We start from the raw sequence: 20299 nt of genomic DNA, 5'->3' as shown, positions 1-20299 counted from the left end.
ACCCACACGAATTCGGAGTCTGCCGGTAACGCGGTATCGCGGGTGACGTGGCTTTTTGAGCGTTCAGACCGGAGTATTATATGTGGGAATGACCGTTCGACCTGACCGGTGCGGATTTGTCCTCAGTCCGCAACTCGCTATCGAAAGGGGAACAATAGATCCGGACGCGAAGTGTGTAAAATCGGGACACGAACGGTGGTGGTCTTTTTCCCACACAAGCTGTTGCTTCCGCGAGGTTTGGCAGGAGACAGGACGCTGCCTCTGGCACGCTGAGACTGCGAATAAACCGATCGCCGATCTACTCGCCAATCGTATCGCTAGGCCAGAGTCTCTCGATGGCGCTTATCTAACGGGATTGGCGCTGAAAAACCGTATTTCATTCGAAGGTTGTACGTTACTTTGCGCGGCGCTTTCGGATGCAGACCTCTCCGGTGCCGACTTCTCGAGGGCGACGCTCGATTATTCGGACTTCTCGAACGCCGACCTCGAGCGTGCCCACTTCAGGGACGCGTCCCTCAGGAGTACGAACCTCCTGAACGCGGATCTCACAGCTGCCGATCTCTTGCGCGCTGATCTCTCAAATGCGAATCTGGAAGGGGCTATCTTCGCGAACGCTAAATTGGTATTTTCTCGCCTTTCGCAGGCCGACCTCAGTGGCACAGACCTGTCGGAAGCGAACCTCTATAATGCCGATCTCTCGGGTGCGGCCCTCGAAGAGGCCATACTCTCGGCGGCACACCTGACTGCTGGTAACTTTTCGTACGCAACTCTCAGCAATGCTGATCTCTCGGGTGCGGACCTCCGGAATGCCACGTTCTTCAAGTCGAACCTTTCACGTACCGACCTCTCGAACGCGGAACTCGAGGAGGCCGATCTTTCGAGGGCGAACCTCGCCCGTGCCGACCTTCCGAGTGCAGACCTCCACCGTGCAGAGATGGAAGCTGCAAACCTATCGGGTGCGAATCTCGAGAGTGCCGACCTCAGAAATGCCACCCTCTCGGACGCGACTCTCTCGCGCGTCGACCTCTCGGGAGCAGTTCTCGACGGGGTCGATCTCTCGGGCGCCTCCCTCGAGAATGCCGACCTCTCGGGCGCGTACGTCGGGAACGCTGATCTCACAGGGGCGCATCTCGACGGAGCGGACCTCACCGGGACGTACCTGAGGAATGCCGACATATCGGACGCACACCTCCGCCGTACAGACCTCACGAACGCGGACCTCGAGAATGTCGACTTCTCGAACGCGAATCTGAAACGTGCGAATCTCACGAATGCGAATCTAAAACGTGGGAAACTCACCGAAGCAAACCTCGAAGACAGTACCCTCACCGAAGCGGATTTCTCGTTCGTCTCGTTCGATAACGACGATCCACCCGTTCTGTCCCCGACATCCTGTACCGACGGTGCGAAATTCAACTTCGTCGATTTCAGAGGGGTGAATTTGCGTAACCATGACTTTTCGGGTACAAAATTCGTGCAAGCCGACTTCAGCGGAGCGGATCTGTACAAAACCCGCTTCAATAGAGCGGATTTGAGAGAGGCCGTTTTCGACGAGACGGACTGCCGACAAGCGCAATTCGAGCACGCAAATCTCGAGGAGGCGTCGCTCATCGAGTGTGATCTCCGGTCCGCGAACCTAGATAACGCGAATATATATCACGCAACGATAGCGGATACTGAAATGAATCTCTCGACAAAAGTCTCCGACGTATTTACTTATCCCCCGGTCCGAGCAGAAGAACAGGCGTTACGAGCTGTTCGTCGGCGAGCACTTCTAAAAGTCAAACCGATACTCCCGAATCGATCGGAGAACCCAGAACAGGAAGCCGACCGCCGGATGTTGGAGCAGTTTCGAGGAGGTCCCGTACTGGAAAGACGGCCCTGGAGAAACCAGATAGACCTATCGGAGTGGCTCGAGCGACGAGCGTGGTCTCATCAAATGATTCATCGGCAGTTGATAAGCAGCGGCCGGATCAGACACGCCATACAAGAGAAACACTATTTGAAAGAGGGAACCGCTCGTCTCCAGAAAGCCCGATTAGAGTTCCGGAACTCGTATACGAGACGGAAGGGTGATGCGAGCGTCTTTCGATCATTTGCGGGAGTCCTGAATCGGAAAGGGACGCTCGTTTTGGTTCGGATGAGCGAATCCCCGGTATACGTCGGAAAGGGTATTCTCCTCGTAGCAGCCGCGTTCGCGATTCTGTTCTACCTATTTTCAGACTCCGTTCGGATAACGGCCCCCGTTTGGGGCGTTGCTCCGCTCCCGGAACCCGTCTCGACTGCCGGGCAGTTGTTCGTATTCAGTCTCCTCACCTTCTTGAAAGGAACGTATCTAAGTTTAAAAGAAACGCTCGACATACTCCTCCCATTTGATAGCTTCGCCGCGCCCGATATCACGATAACACAAATTTCGGGGGTCGAGCCGGTCGGGTTCGGCGTATGGGTTGCATGGGCCGAACGCGTTCTGGGAGCACTGTTGATCGTTCCGTTTGGCCTGCTCGTCGTCCAGCGCTTGCAGTTGTATCTCGGCTCCGGGGAGAACGAGGAGGGGTTAGGGAGCGGACTACTGTCGTGGTTACTGGGCAAGTGACCGGCGATACCCCGAAAGTAATTTGAACGCGCGGTCGGACGCGCTCGTTTGGCTGCGTGCGATAGGAAAGCGGGCCGGGCGCGATTTGAACACGCGACCGTCTGATTAAGAGTCAGACGCTCTGCCGGACTGAGCTACCGGCCCTGTACCTCCGACTTTCCCTCGGTCGTTAAAATACGTTTCCCTTGGTCGGCTCTGTGGCAGTGATCCACGCGCGACCGATGTCGACCTCGAGTCGGCCGGTTCGGAGTTTCACAGCGTAGTACTCTTCGGGAGCGTTAAGTGCGACGGGTCCGACCACTCGGGCATATGAGCACGGGGGTTACGATCTCGTCGATTTCTGACTACGCTATCTTGGGCTGTGGGAGCGTGGGCTATGCGGTCGCCGAGGAACTCGTCGAACAGGGAAAGGACGTCTTCATCGTCGATCAGGACGAGAGTCGCGTCGAATCGCTCCGGGACCAGGATCTGGACGCGCGGACGGCCGACATCCGCGAACCCGCGGTCGGCGAACTGGTGGGTGATCGCGACGTCGTCCTCATTCTCGCCTCGGACGTCGAATCGAACAAGCGAGCCGTCGAGCACATCCGCGACGGCGGCGGCAACCAGTTCATCGTCGCCCGCGCGAGCGATCCCGTCTCCGGCGACGAACTCTCCGAACTCGGAGCCGACATCGTCATCAACCCGTCCTCCGTCATCGCCGAGTCCGCCCTCCGTGCGCTCGAGTCCGGCGAACTCGAGTACAACGCCGGAAAGCTCGCCGAGCTGGTCGAGGAGACGTCGACGCGGCTGGCGATCATCACGCAGGACAGCCCCGATCCGGACTCGATCGCCAGCGCGGCGGCGTTACAGGCGATCGCCGATCATCTCGGCGTCGAATCCGACATCATCTACCTGGGCGACGTCGGCCATCAGGAGAATCGCGCGTTCGTCAACCTGCTCGGGATCGACCTCGTTCAGTGGGACGAGATCGAGGACCACTCGACCTACGACACCGTCGCGCTGGTCGATCACGCGACCTCGACCGAGATGGACCTCCCGGTCGACATCGTCATCGATCACAACGAGACCGAGTCGGAGTACGAACCCGAGTTCGTCGACATCCGGCCGAACATGTCCTCGACGTCGACGATCATGACGAAGTACATCCAGGAGTTCGATATGAACGTCTCCGAGGAGGTCGCGACGGCCCTGCTCTACGGCATCCGCGCGGAGACGCTGGATTTCAAACGCGACACGACCCCCGCCGATCTGACCGCCGCCGCCTATCTCTACCCGTTCGCGAACCACGACACGTTAGAGCAGGTCGAGTCGCCGTCGATGTCCCCCGAGACGCTGGACGTGCTCGCGGAGGCCATCACCAACCGCGACGTACAGGGCAGCCACCTCGTCTCCAACGCCGGCTTCGTCCGCGATCGCGAAGCGTTGACGCAGGCGGCCAGTCACCTCCTGAACCTCGAGGGCGTCACCACGACCGCGGTGTTCGGTATCGCCGACGAGACGATCTTCCTCGCGGGCCGCTCGAAGGACATCCGTATCAACATCGGCAAGGTGCTCGACGACGCCTACGGCGAGATCGGCGAGACGGCGGGTCACTCGACGCAGGCCAGCGCCGAGATCCCCCTGGGAATCTTCACCGGGATCGAAATCTCGGAGGACACGCGGGACACGTTACTCGAGTTGACCGAGGAAGCGGTCAAGCGGACGCTGTTCGACGCGATGGGCGTCGAAGGAGGGAACGAAGGCTCGAACGGGAGCTAGCGAACGCGAGAGGGAAGTCAGGCGAGCAGTTCGTCCGCTTCCTCGTCCGGTTCGCGGACGCGTTCGACGACGTCGTTGATGAGGATGACGTCGCCGACGGCGCGGACCCAGCGGTAGGGGACGATGATGCCCTGTCCGCTGCGAGCTTCGTCCGCGAACAGTTCGCTGTTCAGGTTCGCCAGCGCCAGTCCGGTGACGGCTTCGCCGTCGATGTTCAATCGGAGGTCCTCGACTTCGCCCACGAAGACGCCGTTGTTCGAGTACACCTCGCGGCCGACGAGGGACGTGATCTCTTGCGGAATGTCGTCCATAACTGAGTTCATGCGTGGCGGACTCTTAATTCTTAGTCAGACGTGACAGTGTCGGGAACGAACGAGACGCTGCTCGACGGGACGCCACGGACAGCCGGTCCGGCGAGGTGGCATCGTCCATCGGTCCCGTAGAACGCCACCGTTCGGTGGCCTCGCGAGGTTCGAGACGTCGTCCGTTGTCGACGCGGACGCGAGTAGCCGTTCGTCTCTGACTCGGCGTTGCGGTCACTCGTACGCCGGGTCCCGTCCCTCTCGAAACGCGGCGACGGACTCGGCGAAGTCCGGGTGGCGTACACACCGCTCGTCGAGCGCGCGACGATGCGCCGCGGCTCGGGCGATCCCGTCGGCCCGGTGCCTGACCATCGCTCGCTTCGTTTGTGCGACGGCGTTCGGGCTTCGGGCGGCGATTCGATCGGCGACCGCTCGAACCGCCTCGTCGAGTCGGTCGGGTGCGACGACGCGACTGAAGAGGTCCGTCTCCGCGACCGCGTCGGCCTCGAGGACGCCGCCGGTGAAACACAGTTCCCTCGCGATTCCCTCGCCGAGTTCCAGGACCAGCCGCTCGAAGGGCGGGACGATACCCATACGGATCTCGGCCGGACACAGTTCCGCGTCGGTCGAGGCGATCCTGATATCGCAGGCCATGGCGAGTTCGTAGCCGCCGCCGTAGGCGGGGCCGTTCACGCGTCCGATGACTGGAACCGGAACGGCCTCGATGTCGGTATACAGCTCCGAAAACGATTCGAGATACGCGAGGACCGCATCGGGATCGTCCGCTCGAGCCGCGAATTCGTCGACGTCCGCGCCCGCCGAAAACGTTCGACCGGCACCCGTGACGACGATCGAGCGGACGGACTCGTCCGCCGCGACCGCGTCGATGCGGTCCCGCAGGTCGCCGATGACGGTCGGCGACATCGCGTTCCCCGCATCCGGTCGATCGATCGTCACGGTCGCGTACCGGTCCGCCGGCTCGTGAGAAACGGTAACGTCGGTCATGCGATCCGAGCCCACTTCGGCCAGCGATAAAACTGTATGCGTCCGTCCGATCGCCCGAATCGACGGGCGGATCGGCCCCTATCCCAGGATGGCGTCGACGGTGGCGTGATCGGACAGCAGCCGTTCCATTCGATCCACGGTCTCGGCGTCTCGGGTCCGACCGCTGCGAACGATATCCTCCGCGCGCTCGATGGTCGTGAGCGTGTCCGTCTGCACCGAGAGAATCGGGACGCCCTTCTCGCTCGCTTGCCCCACGACCGCTCCCGAGGGCCGGTGGCCGCCGGTGAGGATGAGACAGCGGACGCCGGGGGCCTCGAGCGCAGCGGTGTGGATTTCGGCTCGGTCGCCGCCGGTGATGACGGCGGCGTCTTTCGTCCGTCGGAAGTGTCGCAGGGCGCTGTCGGGACCCATCGCGCCGACGGTAAAGCGTTCGACGTAGCCGTCCCGGCCCTCCTCGACGAGCATCGTAGCACCGAGCTCGTCCGCGAGTTCGGCGACGGTCACGCCCGACAGCTCCCGTTCGCTCGGGAGCACGCCGTGGACCGGGATTCCCCGTCCCTCGAGGAACGGAACGACGTCCGTCTCGAGTCGGTCGTAGACCGCGTCGGCGACGTCGTTGAAGACGACGCCGGCGAGTCGGTCGCCGAACGTCGCGGCGGCGGCGAGCACGTCGTCGACGTCCGCGGGAATCTCGTAGGGAGCGACCAGCAGGACCCGCGCGTCGAGTACGTCCGCGATGTCGGCGTCGGTGAGTTCGACGATTCCGCCGACGTCGTATCGGCCGCCGCCCTCGACGAACATCCGGTCCCGGTCGCCCGCGAGAGTCTCGAACGCTTCTCGCACGCGCTCCCGGAGTTCCGCCGGCGTCTCGCGGCCGCGGATCGCCTGCTCGACGAAGGTCGGCGAGTAGACGACCGGCTCCAGGTCGTGCATCTCCGCCTCGAGGTCGAGCAGTTCGCGGGCGAGCATCGGGTCCTCGTCGACGGTCTTCCCGACGTTGCTCTGCAGCCGGGTCCCCTTCGGTTTCATGTAGCCGACGTCGTCCCCGTCGGCCGCCGCGAGTCGTGCGAGCGCGAGCGTGATTGCCGTTTTGCCGGTGCTCTCCTCGAGGGAGCTGACGAGGAGCGTGTCGACGTCACCGCTCGCGTCGGTGGCGGTGTCGGTATCGCTGTCGGTGCTGGTGTCGGTCTCGGTGGTCGTCGGTTCGGGTGGTGAATCGGTGTCGGTCATTGTTCCTCCGTATCGAGTTCGTCCGCGTCGACGGTGAGTCGCAGATCGATCGCCTGTACGCCGTCCGGTCCCGCCACGAGCGGGTTGACGTCGAGTTCGAGGATCGATGGGAACTCCGTCACCAGCTGGGAGAGTCGCTGGATCGTCTCGACGACGCCCGCGACGTCCGCCGGTTCCCGCCCGCGAGCGCCGCGTAACAGCGGTGCGGCTCGAATGTCGTCGACCATCTCGCGGGCCTCGCTCTCGCCGATCGGGGCCACGCGGACCGACGTATCCTCGAGGATCTCGACGAAGATACCCCCGAGTCCGAACAGCAACAGCGGGCCGAACTGTGGATCGCGGTTCATTCCGACGATGGTCTCGGTCGCGGCCTCGAGGTCGAGCAGTTCCTGGATCTGCACGCCGATGATCGTCGCGTCGGGCTGGTAGTTACGTGCTCGAGCGACCACGTCCTCGTAGGCGTCGTAGACGTCCTCGTCGGCGACGCCGACCTTGACGCCGCCGATGTCCGACTTGTGGGAGATGTCCGGGCTGACGATCTTCATGACGACGTCGCCCTCGATCGACGCGGCGACCTCACGAGCGCGCTCGGGATCGTCGACGATCTCCCCCTGCGGGGTGGGGATGCCGTAGGCCTCGAGCAGGTCCATCGACTCGACGCCGAGCCGGTTGTCGTCGCGACGGGCGGCCCGCGCCAGAATGTCCTGGGCGCGCTCGCGGTCGACGTCGAACGTCTCGGGTTCGTCGACCCGCTTCTCGCGGATCTCACGGAAGCGAGCGAGCGCGTCGAGTCCCGACACCGCCCGCGAGGGGTCGAAGTAGTTCGGAATCCCCGACTCGCGCAGCGTCGCCTCGGCGTCGCGGGCTCGCTTGCCGCCCATCAGGCAGGTGACGACCGGCGTGTCGTACGCGTCGAGCTTCTCGATCACGGTCTCGGCGAGGTCGTCGTACGAGAGGACCGCGGTCGGCGCGGCGACGACGACCGCGCTGCCGACGTTCGGGTCCTCCAGCGCGAGCTCGATCGCCGCGCCGAAGCGCTCGACGTCGGCGTCGCCGATCGCGTCGATCGGATTGTAGACGTTGGCCTCGTCGGGCATCGCTTCGGTCAGGGCCGCGACGGTGTCGTCGGTGAAATCGGCCATCTCGAGCGACGAATCCCCGACTGCGTCGGTCGTGAGCACGCCGGGGCCGCCCGCGTTGGTGACGACGGCGACCCCGTCGGATTCTGGCTCGGGAAGCCCCGCGAGCGCTCGCGCGTAGTCGAACAGCTCCTGTACCGAACGGGCGCGGAGGACGCCGGCCTGGTCGAGGCCCGCCTCGTAGGCCCGCTCGCTGCCGGCGATCGCACCGGTGTGAGAGGACGCGGCCTGCGCGCCGGCGTCCGTCCGGCCCGATTTGACGAGCACGATTGGAGTGTCTTCGGTGACCTCGCGTGCGGCCTCGACGAACCCCTGTCCGTCGTCGATATCCTCGAGGTAGCCGATGATAACGTCCGTCTCGGGATCGTCGCCCCACTCGCGGACGAAGTCGGTCTCGTCGAGAACCGTCTTGTTGCCCAGCGAGACGACGTCCCGGAACCCGATCCCCTGCTCGTTGGCCCAGTCGAGCACGGCGGTGATGAACGCGCCCGACTGGCTCATAAAGGAGATCGAGCCCGCGAGCGCGTCTTCGGGACCGAAGGTGGCGTTCATGCCCTTCGGCGTGGACATGATCCCCAGGCTGTTGGGGCCGACGACGTTGAGGTCGTTCTCGGCGGCGACTTCGCGGAGCTGCCGTTCGCGGGCGGCACCCTCGCCGCCCGTCTCCGAGAACCCGGCCGTGATGACGACGACGTTCTCGGTGCCCGCATCCGCGAGCTCGCGGATCGATTCGATGACGATATCGGGCGGTACGACGACGACCGCCAGATCGATCGGCGGCGCGCTCGACGCGTCTGCGTAACACTCGAGCCCGAGTACCTCGTCGCGCGAGGGGTTGATCGGCACGACCTCACCGGCGAACCCGTCCCGCAGGTTCTCGAGGATCGCCCGGCCGACCGCGCCCTCGCGGTCGGTCGCGCCGACCACGGCGACGGTCTCGGGATCGAAGAGTGCGGATAACCGTCCCATCGCTCGGGTGATTCGCCGACGAGGGTGTTAAACGTGCGGCGTGTTCCCGCCGTCCGGTACCGACGGCGGACGATTCACTCGGCGGTTCGACGGCTCGAGTCGGCGGCCGAGTTTCCGGCGTCCCGTCGGCGAGTCGTGATCACCGCCCCGAGGACGAAACAGGCGATCAGTCCGCCGTACAGCACCAGGTGTACCGGGCTGATCGGTTCGAGGACGACCGCGATGAGCGCCATGCCAACGGCGTAGGCGAGCAACACGCCGCCCACGAACGCCGAGAGTCGGAGCTCGAGGAGGGCGACGGCAACGACGCCGACGATCACGGCGAGAACCCCGACCGCGCCGAGAGTCAGCGATTCGCCGAGCACGCTCGAGACGCGCACCCAGTAGACGTGCCGCGGCGGCCAGAGCGCGACTCCGGCGACGAACGCGAGGACCGCGCTCGCGGCGACGTCGATCGGTTGCCAGCTCATACGGAAGTGTCGTCGGGCAGACACACAAGTCCGACGGTCGCGGACCGGCTCCGACCGTCAGTGCGTCGAAATAGCGGCCGTCGAGCGGCTCGAGACGAGGATCGCGAGCAGGTAGCAGGCGATGGCGACGACGACGATCGAGCCGCCGGTGGGGAGCTCCTGCGAGATCGAGAACGCGAAGCCGCCGACGACCGAGACCTGCCCGAACAGGATCGAGAGCAGCAGCGTCTCTCGGAAGCTGTGGGCGATCTGCGTGGCCGCCGCGACGGGCACGACGAGCATCGCGGCGACGAGAATCACGCCGAGGATCTGCATCGCGCCGACGACGACGACGGCCGTCATGACGATCAACAGGGTGTTGTACCACGTCACGTTGAGCCGTGCGACGCGGGCGGCCTGCTCGTCGAAGGTGATGAAGAGCAGTTGCTTGTACGTCACGACGACGACTGCGACGACGAGGACGCTGATGACGGCCATCAGCTGGGCACCCGACGGGGTGACGACGGTGATGTCGCCGAAGATGTAACCCTCGATGTTGATGCCGGACATCCCCCGCCCGTAGCTGATGACGAGCGTCCCGACGGCGAAGCTGCCGGTCAGCATGATCGCGATCGGGACGTCGCCGTAGGTGTCGGTCCGCTCGGCGAGCCACTGAACGCTCAGCGCGCCGAGGATGCCGACGACCAGCGCGACGAGCATCAGTGAGCCGTTCCAGCCGGTCGTCGAGCTCACCAGAAGGCCGACCGCGACCCCCGCGAAGGCCGTGTGCGCCAGCGTTTCGCCGATCAGAGCCATCTCGCGGTGGACGAGATAGGTGCCGACCAGCGGCGCGACGACCCCGATCAGGATCCCCGTCGCGATCGACCGCCACATGAACGGGTGGTAAAAGACGTTCGTCCCGAGTGCGTGGTCGAGCCACCAGCCCGCGATCCGTGCCTGCTCGTACAGCCCGCCAGCGACGGGATACGCCCGCAGCGCGTCGACGGCCAGCAGGCCGATCATCGCGATCGCCAAGGCCGCGGTCAGTCCGACCCCGATCAGTTCGAACCGCCGCCGAAGGGTTCCGGTTTCGCTCATCAGTGGTGGTGGTGGACGACCTGGCCCGTCGCGCCGTAGGCCTCGGTCAGCGCGTCGCTTTCGACGAACGATTCGGTGTCCCCGTGGTGGTAGAGTTCGGTGTTGATACAGGCGATTCGGTTCGCCCGGTTCGTGACGACGCCGATGTCGTGCTCGATCAGGATGATCGTGATTCCCGACTCGTTGAGCGACTCGAGCAGCTGGTAGAACGCGTCGCGAGACTCGGCGTCGACGCCGACCGTCGGCTCGTCGAGCGCCAGCAGGTCGGCCTCGGAGGCCAGCGCGCGGGCGATGTAGGCGCGCTGGCGTTGCCCGCCCGAGAGCTGGTTGACCTGCCGGCCCGCCAACTCGTCGATACCGACGGTCTCGAGGGCGTCGTCGACGATCGCGCGGTCCTCGTCGGTTAGCCGTCCGTGCCCCGCACGGGCGAATCGGCCCATCGTAACGGCCTCGCGGACGGTAACGGGCATCGAGCCCCCGCCGCTGGTCGCCTGCTGGGAGACGTAGCCGATCCGTTCGCCCTCGTCGAACGCGGCAACCGGTTGGCCGAACAGTTCGATCGAACCGCTGTCGGGACTGTGAAGGCCGAGCATGAGGTGCAAGAGGGTGGTCTTCCCCGATCCGTTCGGCCCGATCAGTCCCAGGAAGTCACCGTCCTCGACCGTCAGCGAGACGTCTCGGACGGCCGGCTGTTCGCCGTATGCAAACGTCACGTGTTCGAGATGGACGACGGTCACTGTGCGCCTAGTGCCTCTCTAAACGCGGGGACGTTTATCTCTTCCATTTGCTTGCGGTACCCCCAGCCCCGATCGTCCCACTTCGCGAGGGTGCCCGAGAGGTGGGTTAGCGCCATCGCGTCGGTGGCGTCGCTGCCCTCGAGTATCGTGTCGACGAGCTGTGGATGCTCGCCTTCGGGCGCCTCGAAGGGGTCGTAGAGAATCGTGTCGATCCCCGCCTCGTCGATGAGGGAGATCGTCTCGGAGATGGCCTCGGGGGATGGGTTCTCCTGCGGCGAGACGCCGACGGGCGTGTGGATCTCGAACCCGTATCGGTCCTGCAGGTACGTGAACGAGTCGTGGCCCGCGAGGACGGCGGTTCGTCGGTCGGCCGCATCGATCAGGGACTCGAACGTCTCGTCGAGGGACTCGAGTTCGGAGACGTATTCGGCGGCGTTGTTCTCGTAGGTCGCCGCGTTGTCCGGGTCGGCGTCCGCGAGGCCGGTCGCGATGGTGTCGACGATGTCCTGTGCGAGAACGGGATCGAGCCAGACGTGCGGATCGATCGATTCGCTGTCGTGGTCGTGGCCGTCCTCCTGGTCGTGAGAACCACCGTCGCTCCCGCCGTCGTGGCCGCTGCTCTCGACCTCGTGATCCCAGTCGAGCAGGTGGTCGTCCAGTCCCTCGAGCCCGTCGATCACGGTCACCGTGTCGTAGTCGGCCTCGAGCGTCGCTGCGATGTCCTGTGCCCACGAGAACTCGGGGGTGTCGAAGTAGACGAACGCACCGGCGTCCGCGATCTCTCGGGTCAGGTCGCCGCTCGGCGACCAGCCGTGACCCGCTTCTCCGGCCCCAACCGGGTTCTCGAACGCGATCGCGTCGCCGCTCACCCGGTCGGCCCAGTCCCAGAGGGTGAAGAAAGCGGCGTAGCCGGTATCGAGGTCCGCGTTCGCGCTGCGGACGTCGTCGAGGCAGCCGGCCACGGTTCCGGTCGCGACCGCGCCGGCACCCGCTTTCACCAGCGCGCGTCGTGTCAGGTTCATAGCTGGAACTAGTCCCTTCGGAGCATAAGTGTTATTATCGGCACAACCATTTTTATTAACTATCGAGTTTCGAGGCCCGGAATGTTAGTAACAACTGGCGATATAGCGAGCCGAGTTATTAGCGGCGTCGTCGAAGCCGGCGGCGAGTCGAGCCCGACAGCGGGCGCGCGATCGGTCGCGCTCACTCGAGGGATACCTCGAGCCCGATTCCGTCGAGTCGGCGGTAGGTCGGCGGTCGACCGGGATCGGGATCGCGGACGATCTCGAACGCGTCGAACCGGATCACGAGTCGCCCCGGCTCGATCGTCGCCCGGAGAACGGGACCGCGGCTCGTCACGACGACGTAGGGTGGTTCCGCGACGGGACGGGCTGGCAACTCACAGCCTGTCGCGTCGACGGCGTCGGCGAGTACGCCGGGGAGCGCCTCCAGAATCCCGCTTTCCGTGAGCGTCCCGCGAAGGCCGTTCACGACCGCCTCACGATCGGTGGTTCGCGAGGTATCCCAGGGGTCGGCGATCGCGTCGGCGCAGGCGTCGATCCCTTCGACGACCGACAGATGTTCCTGCTGAATTCGACGCCGAGCGGCCCGGACTGGATGGGACACGGTTTCCGGTCGAACGGGAACTCACAAAGAAGTCCCGACTCGGATCGGAGGCTGTCGGCGAGACACGACCACCGGGCGACGGCGAGACCGATCGACCTAGTCGTTTCGGTTCTCGACGACGCCGACGTTCAGCGTTCGAATTCGCGCCGAGACGCCGCGGAGCCGCCGTCGCCACGACGATCCCTGCCGGGCCGCGAGCTCGCGACGGAGCCGCTCGTTTTCGTCCCCGAGTTCGTCGTTTTCCGCTTCGAGATCCGCTACTCGCGCTTCCAGGTCGTCGACCCGATCCTCGAGCCGATATCGGCGGGTCCGCTGAGCCGCCCGATCGTTTCGCAACTGGTCCCGTTCTCGCTGCAGTTCCGTGAGTCGCGCCGCCAGGCGATCGCGTTCGCGCTGGCCCGAATCGACGACGGAGTCCCGTTCCGAATCCCGTGGACGCCCCTCGGACGACTCCTCCTCGGCCGTCGGTTCGGGTTTGAGATCGATGTGCCCCGAGTGCGTGGCGTTGACGACCGCACCGACGAGCAGTATCAGCCCGCCGAAGTACAGCCAGGTCAACAGAAGAAGGATAGCGCCGACCGGGCCGGCGGCGTCCGAACTGCTCGAGAGGGCGACGTAGACCTGGAAGAGCGACTGGAGGACCGCCCACCCGACCGCAGCGACGACGACGCCGGGCACGACCTCGCGGACGGAGACGTCGGTGTCGGGGAAGAAGTAGTACATCGGCAGGAAGGCGACCGTCAGCCCGACGACGAGCAGTATCGGGTTCAACAGCCCGATGAAGAGGCTGTTCGGGAAGAACGCGAAGACGATGCTGGTCGCCCCCGCTGCCACGAGCGCGACCCCGATCGTCCCGAAGACGACGATCCCGTCTCGCAACTGGTCGACCAGCGAGTTGTCCTCGGTCGACGTGTAGATCTCCGAGAACGCGGTGTCCAGCCCTCGGAATATCTTCAAGGACCCCCACAGGAGGACGAGGAGCCCGATGATCGACGTTCCCGCGCTCCCGGTCGAGCCTTCGATCCCGTCCTCGAGGATGAGCTGCCCGCTGTCGGGGAGAAACCCTTCGGTCGCCGACGACACCTGCGTGGCGAGCCCCTCGTTCCCGACGAACGAGACGAGGAAGAAGACGAGCACGAGCAGCGGGATCAACGAGATGAACGCCTGATACGCGATACTGGCCGCCATGAACGTCACGTTCTTCTCCTGAATCCCCGTCACGACCGCCTTCGCGAAGGGGACCGCGCCGCGAACGGTGCGACTCATACCGTACCGTCCGTCACAAACCCGGATAGCGGCCCGGCTTGCAACCACGTGGCGCGTGTCGCCGCGTTCTCGGTCCACAGGGTCGCCGCTCGTCTCCCGACCGCTACGCGTCGAGCAGCGGGGCGACCTCGTCGCGAGTCGGCAGCGCCGTCATCGCTCCGGGTGCCGTGGTCGCCGTCGCCGCGACCGCGTTCGCGAACGCGACGGCGTCCGCGAGTTCTCGCCCGTCGCCCAGCGCGGCGATCGTTCCGGCGACGAACGCGTCGCCGGCACCCGTCGTATCGACGGTCTCGACCGCGAACCCGGGATGCTCGACCGCGTCGCCGGCCCGCGGTGCGTCGTCGCCCGCGACGGCGACGGCCCCCTCGCTACCCAGCGTGACGAAGACGGTGTGAACCGAACTCCCGTCGACGGCCGCTCGAGCGATCGCCGTCGGCGTCTCGCCCGCGAATCCGAGCAACTCGAGCTCTTCGACCGTCGCGATACAGACGTCGACGTCTGCGAGCGCGTCTCGGCCCACGCTCGCGAACGTCTCGGTGTCCGGCCACAGCTCCGGCCGGAAGTTCGGATCGAACGAGACCGTACACTCCGCGGCCGCAGCCCGCTCGAGTAGATCCAGTGTCGCCGCCCGCGACGAGCCACCGGCCAGCGTCACGCCCCCGGCGTGGACCCACTCGCGATCGGCCAGCGTTTCGTCGTCGATCCGACCGGGCTCGAGGCGCGTGTCGGCGGTCCCGTCGCGGTAGAAGGTGAACTCGCGGTCGCCGGTCTCGTCGTGGGTGACGAACGCGAGCGAGGTCTTCGCATCGCCGTCGCGTTCGACGAATCGACCGGAGAGGCCGTGGTCCGCGAGCGTGCGCTCGAGGAACCGTCCGAACGGGTCCGCCCCGACGCGGGTCCAGAACAGCGGCGGCCGCTCGAGGCGGGCGAGCGCGACGGCGACGTTCGCCGGCGCACCGCCAGGCCGGCGTTCGAAGCCAGCCACGTCCTCGAGCGGACCCGGCCGCTCGGGAATGCAGTCGATCAGCGTTTCGCCGGCGACGAGCACGTCGTGGGACATGTTCGAAGATCGAACGCCGACGACGGTAGGTCTATCGACAGCGCGGTCGAGTACGGCCGCCGTATTCGGTCCCCGGACGGGCGGCCCCCTCGTTTGCGAAACCGACTGCTCGCGGGTGTGGAAGCCGGTCGTCGAAACTGCGAGCAGGGGTGAGTGCCGACACGGTTCGACGGCCAAAAACCGTCGGCGCTCGAGGCAGTCGCGCCGTTCAGAGGATGATGCTCTTCTTGCGCATCATCTCGTGGATCGAGGCGTCGAGACCCTCGCGGCCGATCCCCGAGTCCTTGTTGCCGCCGAACGGAACGTCGCCGAGGCCGTGACTCGGCGCGCCGTTGATCCGGACCGCACCGGCGTCGATGCGCTCGGCCATCCGCATCGCGCGCTTGTAGTCGCTCGTGAAGACCGCCGCGTCGAGCGCGAGGTCGGAGCCGTTCGCGATCTCGAGGGCCTCCGCCTCGTCCTCGAAGGTGGTGACGGCCGCGATCGGCCCGAACTGCTCTTCGTCGACGATGCGAGCGTCGTGGGGCACGTTCGCGAGCAGCGTCGGTTCGAAGAACTGGTCGGCGAGTTCGTCCGGGACGCCCTCGGGTGCCCGTCGCTCGCCCCCGCGGACGATCTCAGCGCCCTTCTCGACGGCATCGTCGACGAGTTCCTCGACCCAGTCGGCCTGGGCTTCGCTGATGAGCGGCCCGAACGCGGTGTTCTCGTCGAAGAGGTCGCCGGCCTGCCAGGCGTCCATCTGGCCGTCGATCGTGTCGACGAGCTCGTCGTGGACCGACTCGTGGGCGAGCACGCGCGAAATGGCCGAACAGCGCTGGCCGGCGTACTTGAACGAGCCCTTCGCGCAGTTGCCCGCGACGTCGGTGAGGTCCGCGTCGTCGAAGACGATCGCGGGTGCGTTTCCGCCCAGTTCCATGTGGAGGTTGACCATGCCGCTCTCGCGGGCGACGTGTTTCCCCGCCCCCGAGGAGCCGGTCATGGCGATCGCGTTGATCCTGTCGTCGCCGGAGAGGAGGTCGCCGATCTTGCTGGCGTCACCGGGGACGAAGTTGAACGCACCGTCCGGAATCCCGTCGACGTCGGCGATGACGTCGGCGAGGATCGCTGCGGAAACGGGCGTCTTGCTCGCGGGCTTGAGCAGCACGCTGTTGCCGGCGGCGATCGCGGGTGCAACCTGCAGGGCCGTCGTCGCCAGGGGGTAGTTGTACGGCGTGATACAGAGGACGGCACCGATCGGTTCGTGCTTGACGATCGCTTGCCAACCCTCGTGGCCCTCGGTCGAGCCTTCCCGGTACTCGCCTTTGCTGACGATGTTGCGCGCTTCCTCGGCCGCCCGGTCGAAGCGCTCGGCCGCCTGTCCGACCTCGCCGCGAGCCGAGGAGATCGGCTTCCCGGCCTCGCGGACGATGACTTCCGCGAGTTCCTCCTCGCGCTCGCGGAGTTCCGCCGCGATGGTTTCACACCACTGCGCGCGCTCGACGACCGTCGTCTCGCGGAGCGCCGGCTTGATCTCGTGGGCGGCGCGCAGTGCGGTTCTGGCCTCCTCCGGGCTCGCGGCTGCGACCTGTGCGAAGGTCCCGCCCTCGGCGAGATCCGAGACCGTCAGTACGTCCTCGGTCTCGAGCCACTCGCCGTCGACGTATATCCGCTCCCGTCGTTGTGCGACTCTCGTTGCCATAATTGTCCCTTAGACCCCCTCACTGAAAATGTTTACTCAGCCTCGAAAAAACAACGGACACAGTGACGGTGTCGTTCGGCAATAGGTTCATCCCGGTTTCGATCCAAACAGAACACGCGGATGACGAAAGCAATTTTTAGGTATCCCAAAGAAATGTTTACTCATGGGGAAGCTTTAAGTGGGATGCGGTCGTATCCTGGAACAGGATGAGTACCCAAAAGACCGTCCGTCAATCGGCAGACAGCGTCGAGGAGAACGCGCTTCGCCTCGAGCAAGACAAAGCCGAGCAGATCGTCGACGCGTTGAACACGGAGCTGGCCAACTCGTACGTCCTCTACCACCAGCTGAAGAAGCACCACTGGGTCGTCGAGGGTGCCGAGTTCCTGCCGCTCCACGAGTTCCTCGAGGAGGCCTACGAACACGTCGAGGAGGGCGCGGACGTCATCGCCGAGCGCGCGCAGGCGCTGGGCGGCGTTCCCGTCTCGGGCCCGTCGAACCAGGAGGAGCGCGCGACCGTCGAGTTCGAGGGCGAGGACGTCTACGACGTGCGCACCATGTTCGAAAACGACCTCGAGATGTACGGCGACATCATCGAGTCGATGCGCGACAGCATCGAACTCGCCGAGAACCTGGGCGACCACGCCACCGCCGAAATCCTGCGCGAGATCCTCGTCGACCTCGAGGAAGACGGCCACCACTTCGAACACTACCTCGAGGACGACACGCTGGTGCTCGAGGAAGCGACGCACTGAACGTTCGAACAGCGCGACCGAGCGCGTCGGCGACGATCGGACCGCAAAACCAATTTTTGTGCCGAGTAGAACGACGGGACGCCGTCCGCAGTCGATACTGGCGACGGGCCTGGATGCTCGAGTGGCGACGAGTTCAGGGTTCGAGATCGACAGCCAGATCCGTCGCGATCCAGCCGTCGTTGTTGTCTCGTTCGGTAAAGACGATCTTTCCGGGGCGGGTTTCGTGACTCGTCACGACCGCTGCCGGCTCCTCGAGTTCCTCGTCGAGTTCGGGATCCTCCCTTCGCGCGGGTACGTCCATCGAGTAGAGTTAGGTGAGCCTAATTCTAAAAAGGTTTTGGTCGGCCTAAGACCGCGGGAACGGCGGCCGGTGTGCGGTCGTCGAGCCGGCCGACTGTCGCGTTCCCCGTCGAATCCGTCGCCCGCGGCGACTCGAACCGTCCGGCGCTGCGACGACGCCGTTCGCCCCGATCGCACGGACGGCGACGCTGTCGTGGCATGCTGAACGGCACGGATAGATAGTATCATTTTTCGGGACGCAGTGAAACAATCATCATATGAGTTCTCACGAGAACTGGTCACAGGGTTCACTGGGTCGGCGCGGTCGAGCGCTGGTCGCGCACCTGGTCGGCGTCGATACCGGACGCGTCGAATCCCTGAGCTGGTCGCTCGGTAACCGCATTACCGTCGAAGCGGACGCGAATCAGCGATTCCGGTTCGTCCATCGGCGGTCCGCCCGTTCGGTGACCGCCTTCGACGTGACCGACGAGACCTGCGTCCTGCGGCTCCGAACGCCGGTCGGCCGCGAGAAGTTTTACGGGGTCGCGAAGGCCGACCTCGTGACGCGACCGGAACGCGACGACTGGACGCGGGCGGTCTGAGCCGTTCGCCGAGGCCCGCCGGATCGCCACGATCACGTTCAATAGGTTCGCTCCGGAACCGTCGCACATGGAGTACGACGTCATCCAAGGCGATATCGCCGCCCAGTCCGCCGATGTGCTCGTCAACGCGGCGGGGACCAGCCTCCGAATGGGATCCGGCGTCGCCGGCGCGCTCCGCCGCGGCGCGGGCGAGGCGATCAACGAGGCAGCCATGGAGATGGGACCGGTCGACCTCGGTGCCGTCGCGGTCACCGACGCCTACGACCTGGACGCCGAGTACGTCATCCACGCCGCGGCGATGCCCCACGACGGCGACGGACGGGCGACCGCCGAAAGCGTTCGAAACGCTACCCGCAACGCGCTCGAGAAAGCCGACGAACTCGGCTGTCGCTCGCTCGTGATGCCGGCGCTCGGCTGTGGCGTCGCCGGATTCGACCTCGCCGACGGGGCCACGATCATCGACGAGGAGATCACGAGCTACGAATCCGACGCGCTCGAGGACGTGGTCTTCATCGCCTACAGCGACGAGGAGTACGACACGATTCGGGCGGCGATCGGTACGGCCGAGCGGTCGGAGACGAGCGACGAACGCGAGCCGGATCGGTGAGCCGCGGCGATACCGGTCGGTGAGACGTCCGCTCGAGTCCGCCGCCCGTTTCGATTCGCCACTCCCGCTCCGATGACGGCCATCGGAGACGTTCCTAGGCCAGTGAGAGCCCGCGAATCTCGACGGTGTCGCCGTCCTCGACGTGTCCGATAACTCGCCCGTCGGTTTCCGCGACGAGCGCTTCGGCCGCGTCTGTCGGAAGCGCGACGACGAAGCCGGTCCCCATGTTGAACGTCCGGTGCATCTCCTCGTCCGTCACGTTTCCTTCCCGCTGAACGAACTCGAAGACCGGCTGAGCCGGCAGCGGGTCCTCGATAACGTACTTGCGCTCGCCCATCCGAAGCAGGTTCGTCCAGCCACCGCCCGTGACGTGGGCCGCCGCGCGGACCCCGTGGGCGCGCATCGGCTCGAGCAGGGCCGTGTAGATCCGGGTCGGTCGCAGGAGTTCCTCGCCGATCGTTCGTTCGGGGTTCGGCGGAAACTCGTCCGCGTACTCGTGCTCGCGCGTGGCGGCCTCCCGAGCGAGGGTCAGTCCGTTCGAGTGGATCCCGTTCGACGGGAACCCGACGAGCGCGTCGCCGACCGCCGCCTCGCCCTCGAAGATCTCGTCTTTCCCCGCGAGACCCACGCAGGTGCCCGCGAGGTCGAAGCCCCGCACAACCTCGGGCATGACCGCCGTCTCGCCGCCGAGCATCGTCAGATCCGCCCGCTCGAGGCCGACCGCCAGTCCCTCGCCGATCTCGTTCGTGAGGCCCTCGTCGGGCTCGTCGATCGCGAGGTAGTCCACGAACGCGACCGGCTCGACCCCGGCCGCGACGAGGTCGTTGACGTTCATCGCGATGCAGTCGATGCCGATCGTCGAGAAGTCCTCGATCGCCTCGGCGACCAACAGCTTGGTGCCGACCCCGTCGGTCGCCAGCGCCAGATACCGGTCGCCGATGTCGAGTAGCCCGGCGTACTCGGTTCGCAGATCGCTGCCGAAGGCCTCGAGCAGCGCCGCGGTCGCGTCCTCGCTGGCCTCGATGTCGACGCCGGTGTCGGCGTAGGTAAGTCCGTCCCGCTCGCCTTCGTCGTCCGTGTCGGTCATACTCGAACGACCTCTCGGCGCGAGCAAAAGGTCACCGGTCCGCTCGAGGGAGTCAGTGA

The 20299-nt window shown here is 65.4% G+C and carries 19 protein-coding genes and 1 tRNA gene; 5 read left to right on the top strand and 15 right to left on the bottom strand.

All coding sequences use genetic code 11. The annotated features are described in order from the left end of the window. Positions 1-88 precede the first annotated feature (88 nt). Positions 89-2593: a pentapeptide repeat-containing protein gene (locus BMX07_RS06590; protein WP_090615641.1), complete on the top strand. Its 2505-nt coding sequence runs from the start codon at positions 89-91 to the stop codon at positions 2591-2593. Positions 2594-2663: 70 nt separating this feature from the next. Here the strand turns inward: BMX07_RS06590 and BMX07_RS06585 are convergent. After that, positions 2664-2737 (bottom strand) — tRNA-Lys (locus BMX07_RS06585). A gap of 165 nt (positions 2738-2902) precedes the next feature. Between BMX07_RS06585 and BMX07_RS06580 the strand changes: the two genes are divergently transcribed. Next, positions 2903-4354, top strand: coding sequence for a DHH family phosphoesterase (locus BMX07_RS06580; RefSeq protein WP_090615638.1), 1452 nt, complete (start codon positions 2903-2905; stop codon positions 4352-4354). Positions 4355-4371: 17 nt separating this feature from the next. Here the strand turns inward: BMX07_RS06580 and BMX07_RS06575 are convergent, their stop codons facing one another. From BMX07_RS06575 to BMX07_RS06520, 12 genes are all read right to left on the bottom strand, one after another. Further along, a complete protein-coding gene (locus BMX07_RS06575) occupies positions 4372-4665 on the bottom strand; it encodes a PRC-barrel domain-containing protein (RefSeq protein WP_090615635.1) in 294 nt (97 codons plus the stop codon). Between the two features lie 225 nt (positions 4666-4890). Next, positions 4891-5661, bottom strand: coding sequence for an enoyl-CoA hydratase/isomerase family protein (locus tag BMX07_RS06570; RefSeq protein ID WP_090615633.1), 771 nt, complete (start codon positions 5659-5661; stop codon positions 4891-4893). A gap of 78 nt (positions 5662-5739) precedes the next feature. Further along, positions 5740-6891, bottom strand: a complete 1152-nt coding sequence (locus tag BMX07_RS06565; protein WP_090615629.1) for a phosphotransacetylase family protein — start codon at positions 6889-6891, stop codon at positions 5740-5742. Further along, a complete protein-coding gene (locus BMX07_RS06560; protein WP_090615626.1) occupies positions 6888-8999 on the bottom strand; it encodes an acetate--CoA ligase family protein in 2112 nt (703 codons plus the stop codon). The genes BMX07_RS06565 and BMX07_RS06560 overlap by 4 nt, the downstream gene beginning before the upstream one ends. A gap of 74 nt (positions 9000-9073) precedes the next feature. Next, the gene (locus BMX07_RS06555) at positions 9074-9469 is read right to left on the bottom strand and encodes a hypothetical protein (protein ID WP_175480070.1); all 396 of its coding nucleotides are present in this window, start codon (positions 9467-9469) and stop codon (positions 9074-9076) included. A gap of 57 nt (positions 9470-9526) precedes the next feature. Next, entirely contained in the window at positions 9527-10546 is a 1020-nt protein-coding gene (locus BMX07_RS06550) for a metal ABC transporter permease (protein WP_090615623.1), read from the bottom strand. Continuing rightward, positions 10546-11283, bottom strand: coding sequence for a metal ABC transporter ATP-binding protein (locus BMX07_RS06545; RefSeq protein WP_090615620.1), 738 nt, complete (start codon positions 11281-11283; stop codon positions 10546-10548). The genes BMX07_RS06550 and BMX07_RS06545 overlap by 1 nt, the downstream gene beginning before the upstream one ends. Then, positions 11280-12305 (bottom strand): metal ABC transporter substrate-binding protein, encoded by a 1026-nt coding sequence (locus tag BMX07_RS06540; RefSeq protein ID WP_090615616.1) that lies wholly within the window; start codon positions 12303-12305, stop codon positions 11280-11282. Before BMX07_RS06540 ends, BMX07_RS06545 begins: the two co-directional genes overlap by 4 nt. Positions 12306-12486: 181 nt before the next feature. Continuing rightward, positions 12487-12909: a DUF7988 family protein gene (locus BMX07_RS06535; RefSeq protein ID WP_090615613.1), complete on the bottom strand. Its 423-nt coding sequence runs from the start codon at positions 12907-12909 to the stop codon at positions 12487-12489. Positions 12910-13005: 96 nt separating this feature from the next. After that, positions 13006-14175, bottom strand: coding sequence for a YhjD/YihY/BrkB family envelope integrity protein (locus BMX07_RS06530; RefSeq protein WP_090615609.1), 1170 nt, complete (start codon positions 14173-14175; stop codon positions 13006-13008). Between the two features lie 103 nt (positions 14176-14278). After that, the gene (locus BMX07_RS06525) at positions 14279-15235 is read right to left on the bottom strand and encodes a carbohydrate kinase family protein (RefSeq protein WP_090615607.1); all 957 of its coding nucleotides are present in this window, start codon (positions 15233-15235) and stop codon (positions 14279-14281) included. 208 nt (positions 15236-15443) lie between these two features. Further along, positions 15444-16913 (bottom strand): aldehyde dehydrogenase family protein, encoded by a 1470-nt coding sequence (locus tag BMX07_RS06520; protein ID WP_090615603.1) that lies wholly within the window; start codon positions 16911-16913, stop codon positions 15444-15446. 206 nt (positions 16914-17119) lie between these two features. Between BMX07_RS06520 and dpsA the strand changes: the two genes are divergently transcribed. After that, positions 17120-17665 carry a DNA starvation/stationary phase protection protein DpsA gene (gene dpsA / locus BMX07_RS06515; RefSeq protein WP_090615601.1) on the top strand — a complete coding sequence of 182 codons (546 nt, stop codon included), beginning with the start codon at positions 17120-17122 and terminating at the stop codon, positions 17663-17665. Between the two features lie 133 nt (positions 17666-17798). Here dpsA and BMX07_RS24285 read toward each other — a convergent pair whose 3' ends face one another. Further along, positions 17799-17966 carry a hypothetical protein gene (locus BMX07_RS24285; protein ID WP_175480069.1) on the bottom strand — a complete coding sequence of 56 codons (168 nt, stop codon included), beginning with the start codon at positions 17964-17966 and terminating at the stop codon, positions 17799-17801. Positions 17967-18222: 256 nt separating this feature from the next. On the opposite strand from BMX07_RS24285, the gene BMX07_RS06510 reads away from it, so the two are divergent. Together BMX07_RS06510 and BMX07_RS06505 are read left to right on the top strand one after the other, a co-directional pair. Next, the gene (locus BMX07_RS06510) at positions 18223-18546 is read left to right on the top strand and encodes a hypothetical protein (RefSeq protein WP_090615598.1); all 324 of its coding nucleotides are present in this window, start codon (positions 18223-18225) and stop codon (positions 18544-18546) included. Between the two features lie 67 nt (positions 18547-18613). Continuing rightward, the gene (locus BMX07_RS06505; protein ID WP_090615594.1) at positions 18614-19153 is read left to right on the top strand and encodes a macro domain-containing protein; all 540 of its coding nucleotides are present in this window, start codon (positions 18614-18616) and stop codon (positions 19151-19153) included. 94 nt (positions 19154-19247) lie between these two features. On the opposite strand, the gene purM is transcribed toward BMX07_RS06505, so the two are convergent. Continuing rightward, on the bottom strand, positions 19248-20240 hold the full coding sequence (gene purM / locus BMX07_RS06500; RefSeq protein WP_090615591.1) for a phosphoribosylformylglycinamidine cyclo-ligase: 993 nt from the start codon (positions 20238-20240) through the stop codon (positions 19248-19250). Positions 20241-20299 lie beyond the last annotated feature (59 nt).

Source organism: Natrinema salaciae (genome assembly GCF_900110865.1).
In the GTDB taxonomy this organism is placed as follows: Archaea; Halobacteriota; Halobacteria; order Halobacteriales; family Natrialbaceae; genus Natrinema; species Natrinema salaciae.
The sequence above is the reverse complement of the archived record's forward strand: the minus strand, read 5'-3'. Positions and strand labels throughout refer to the sequence as shown.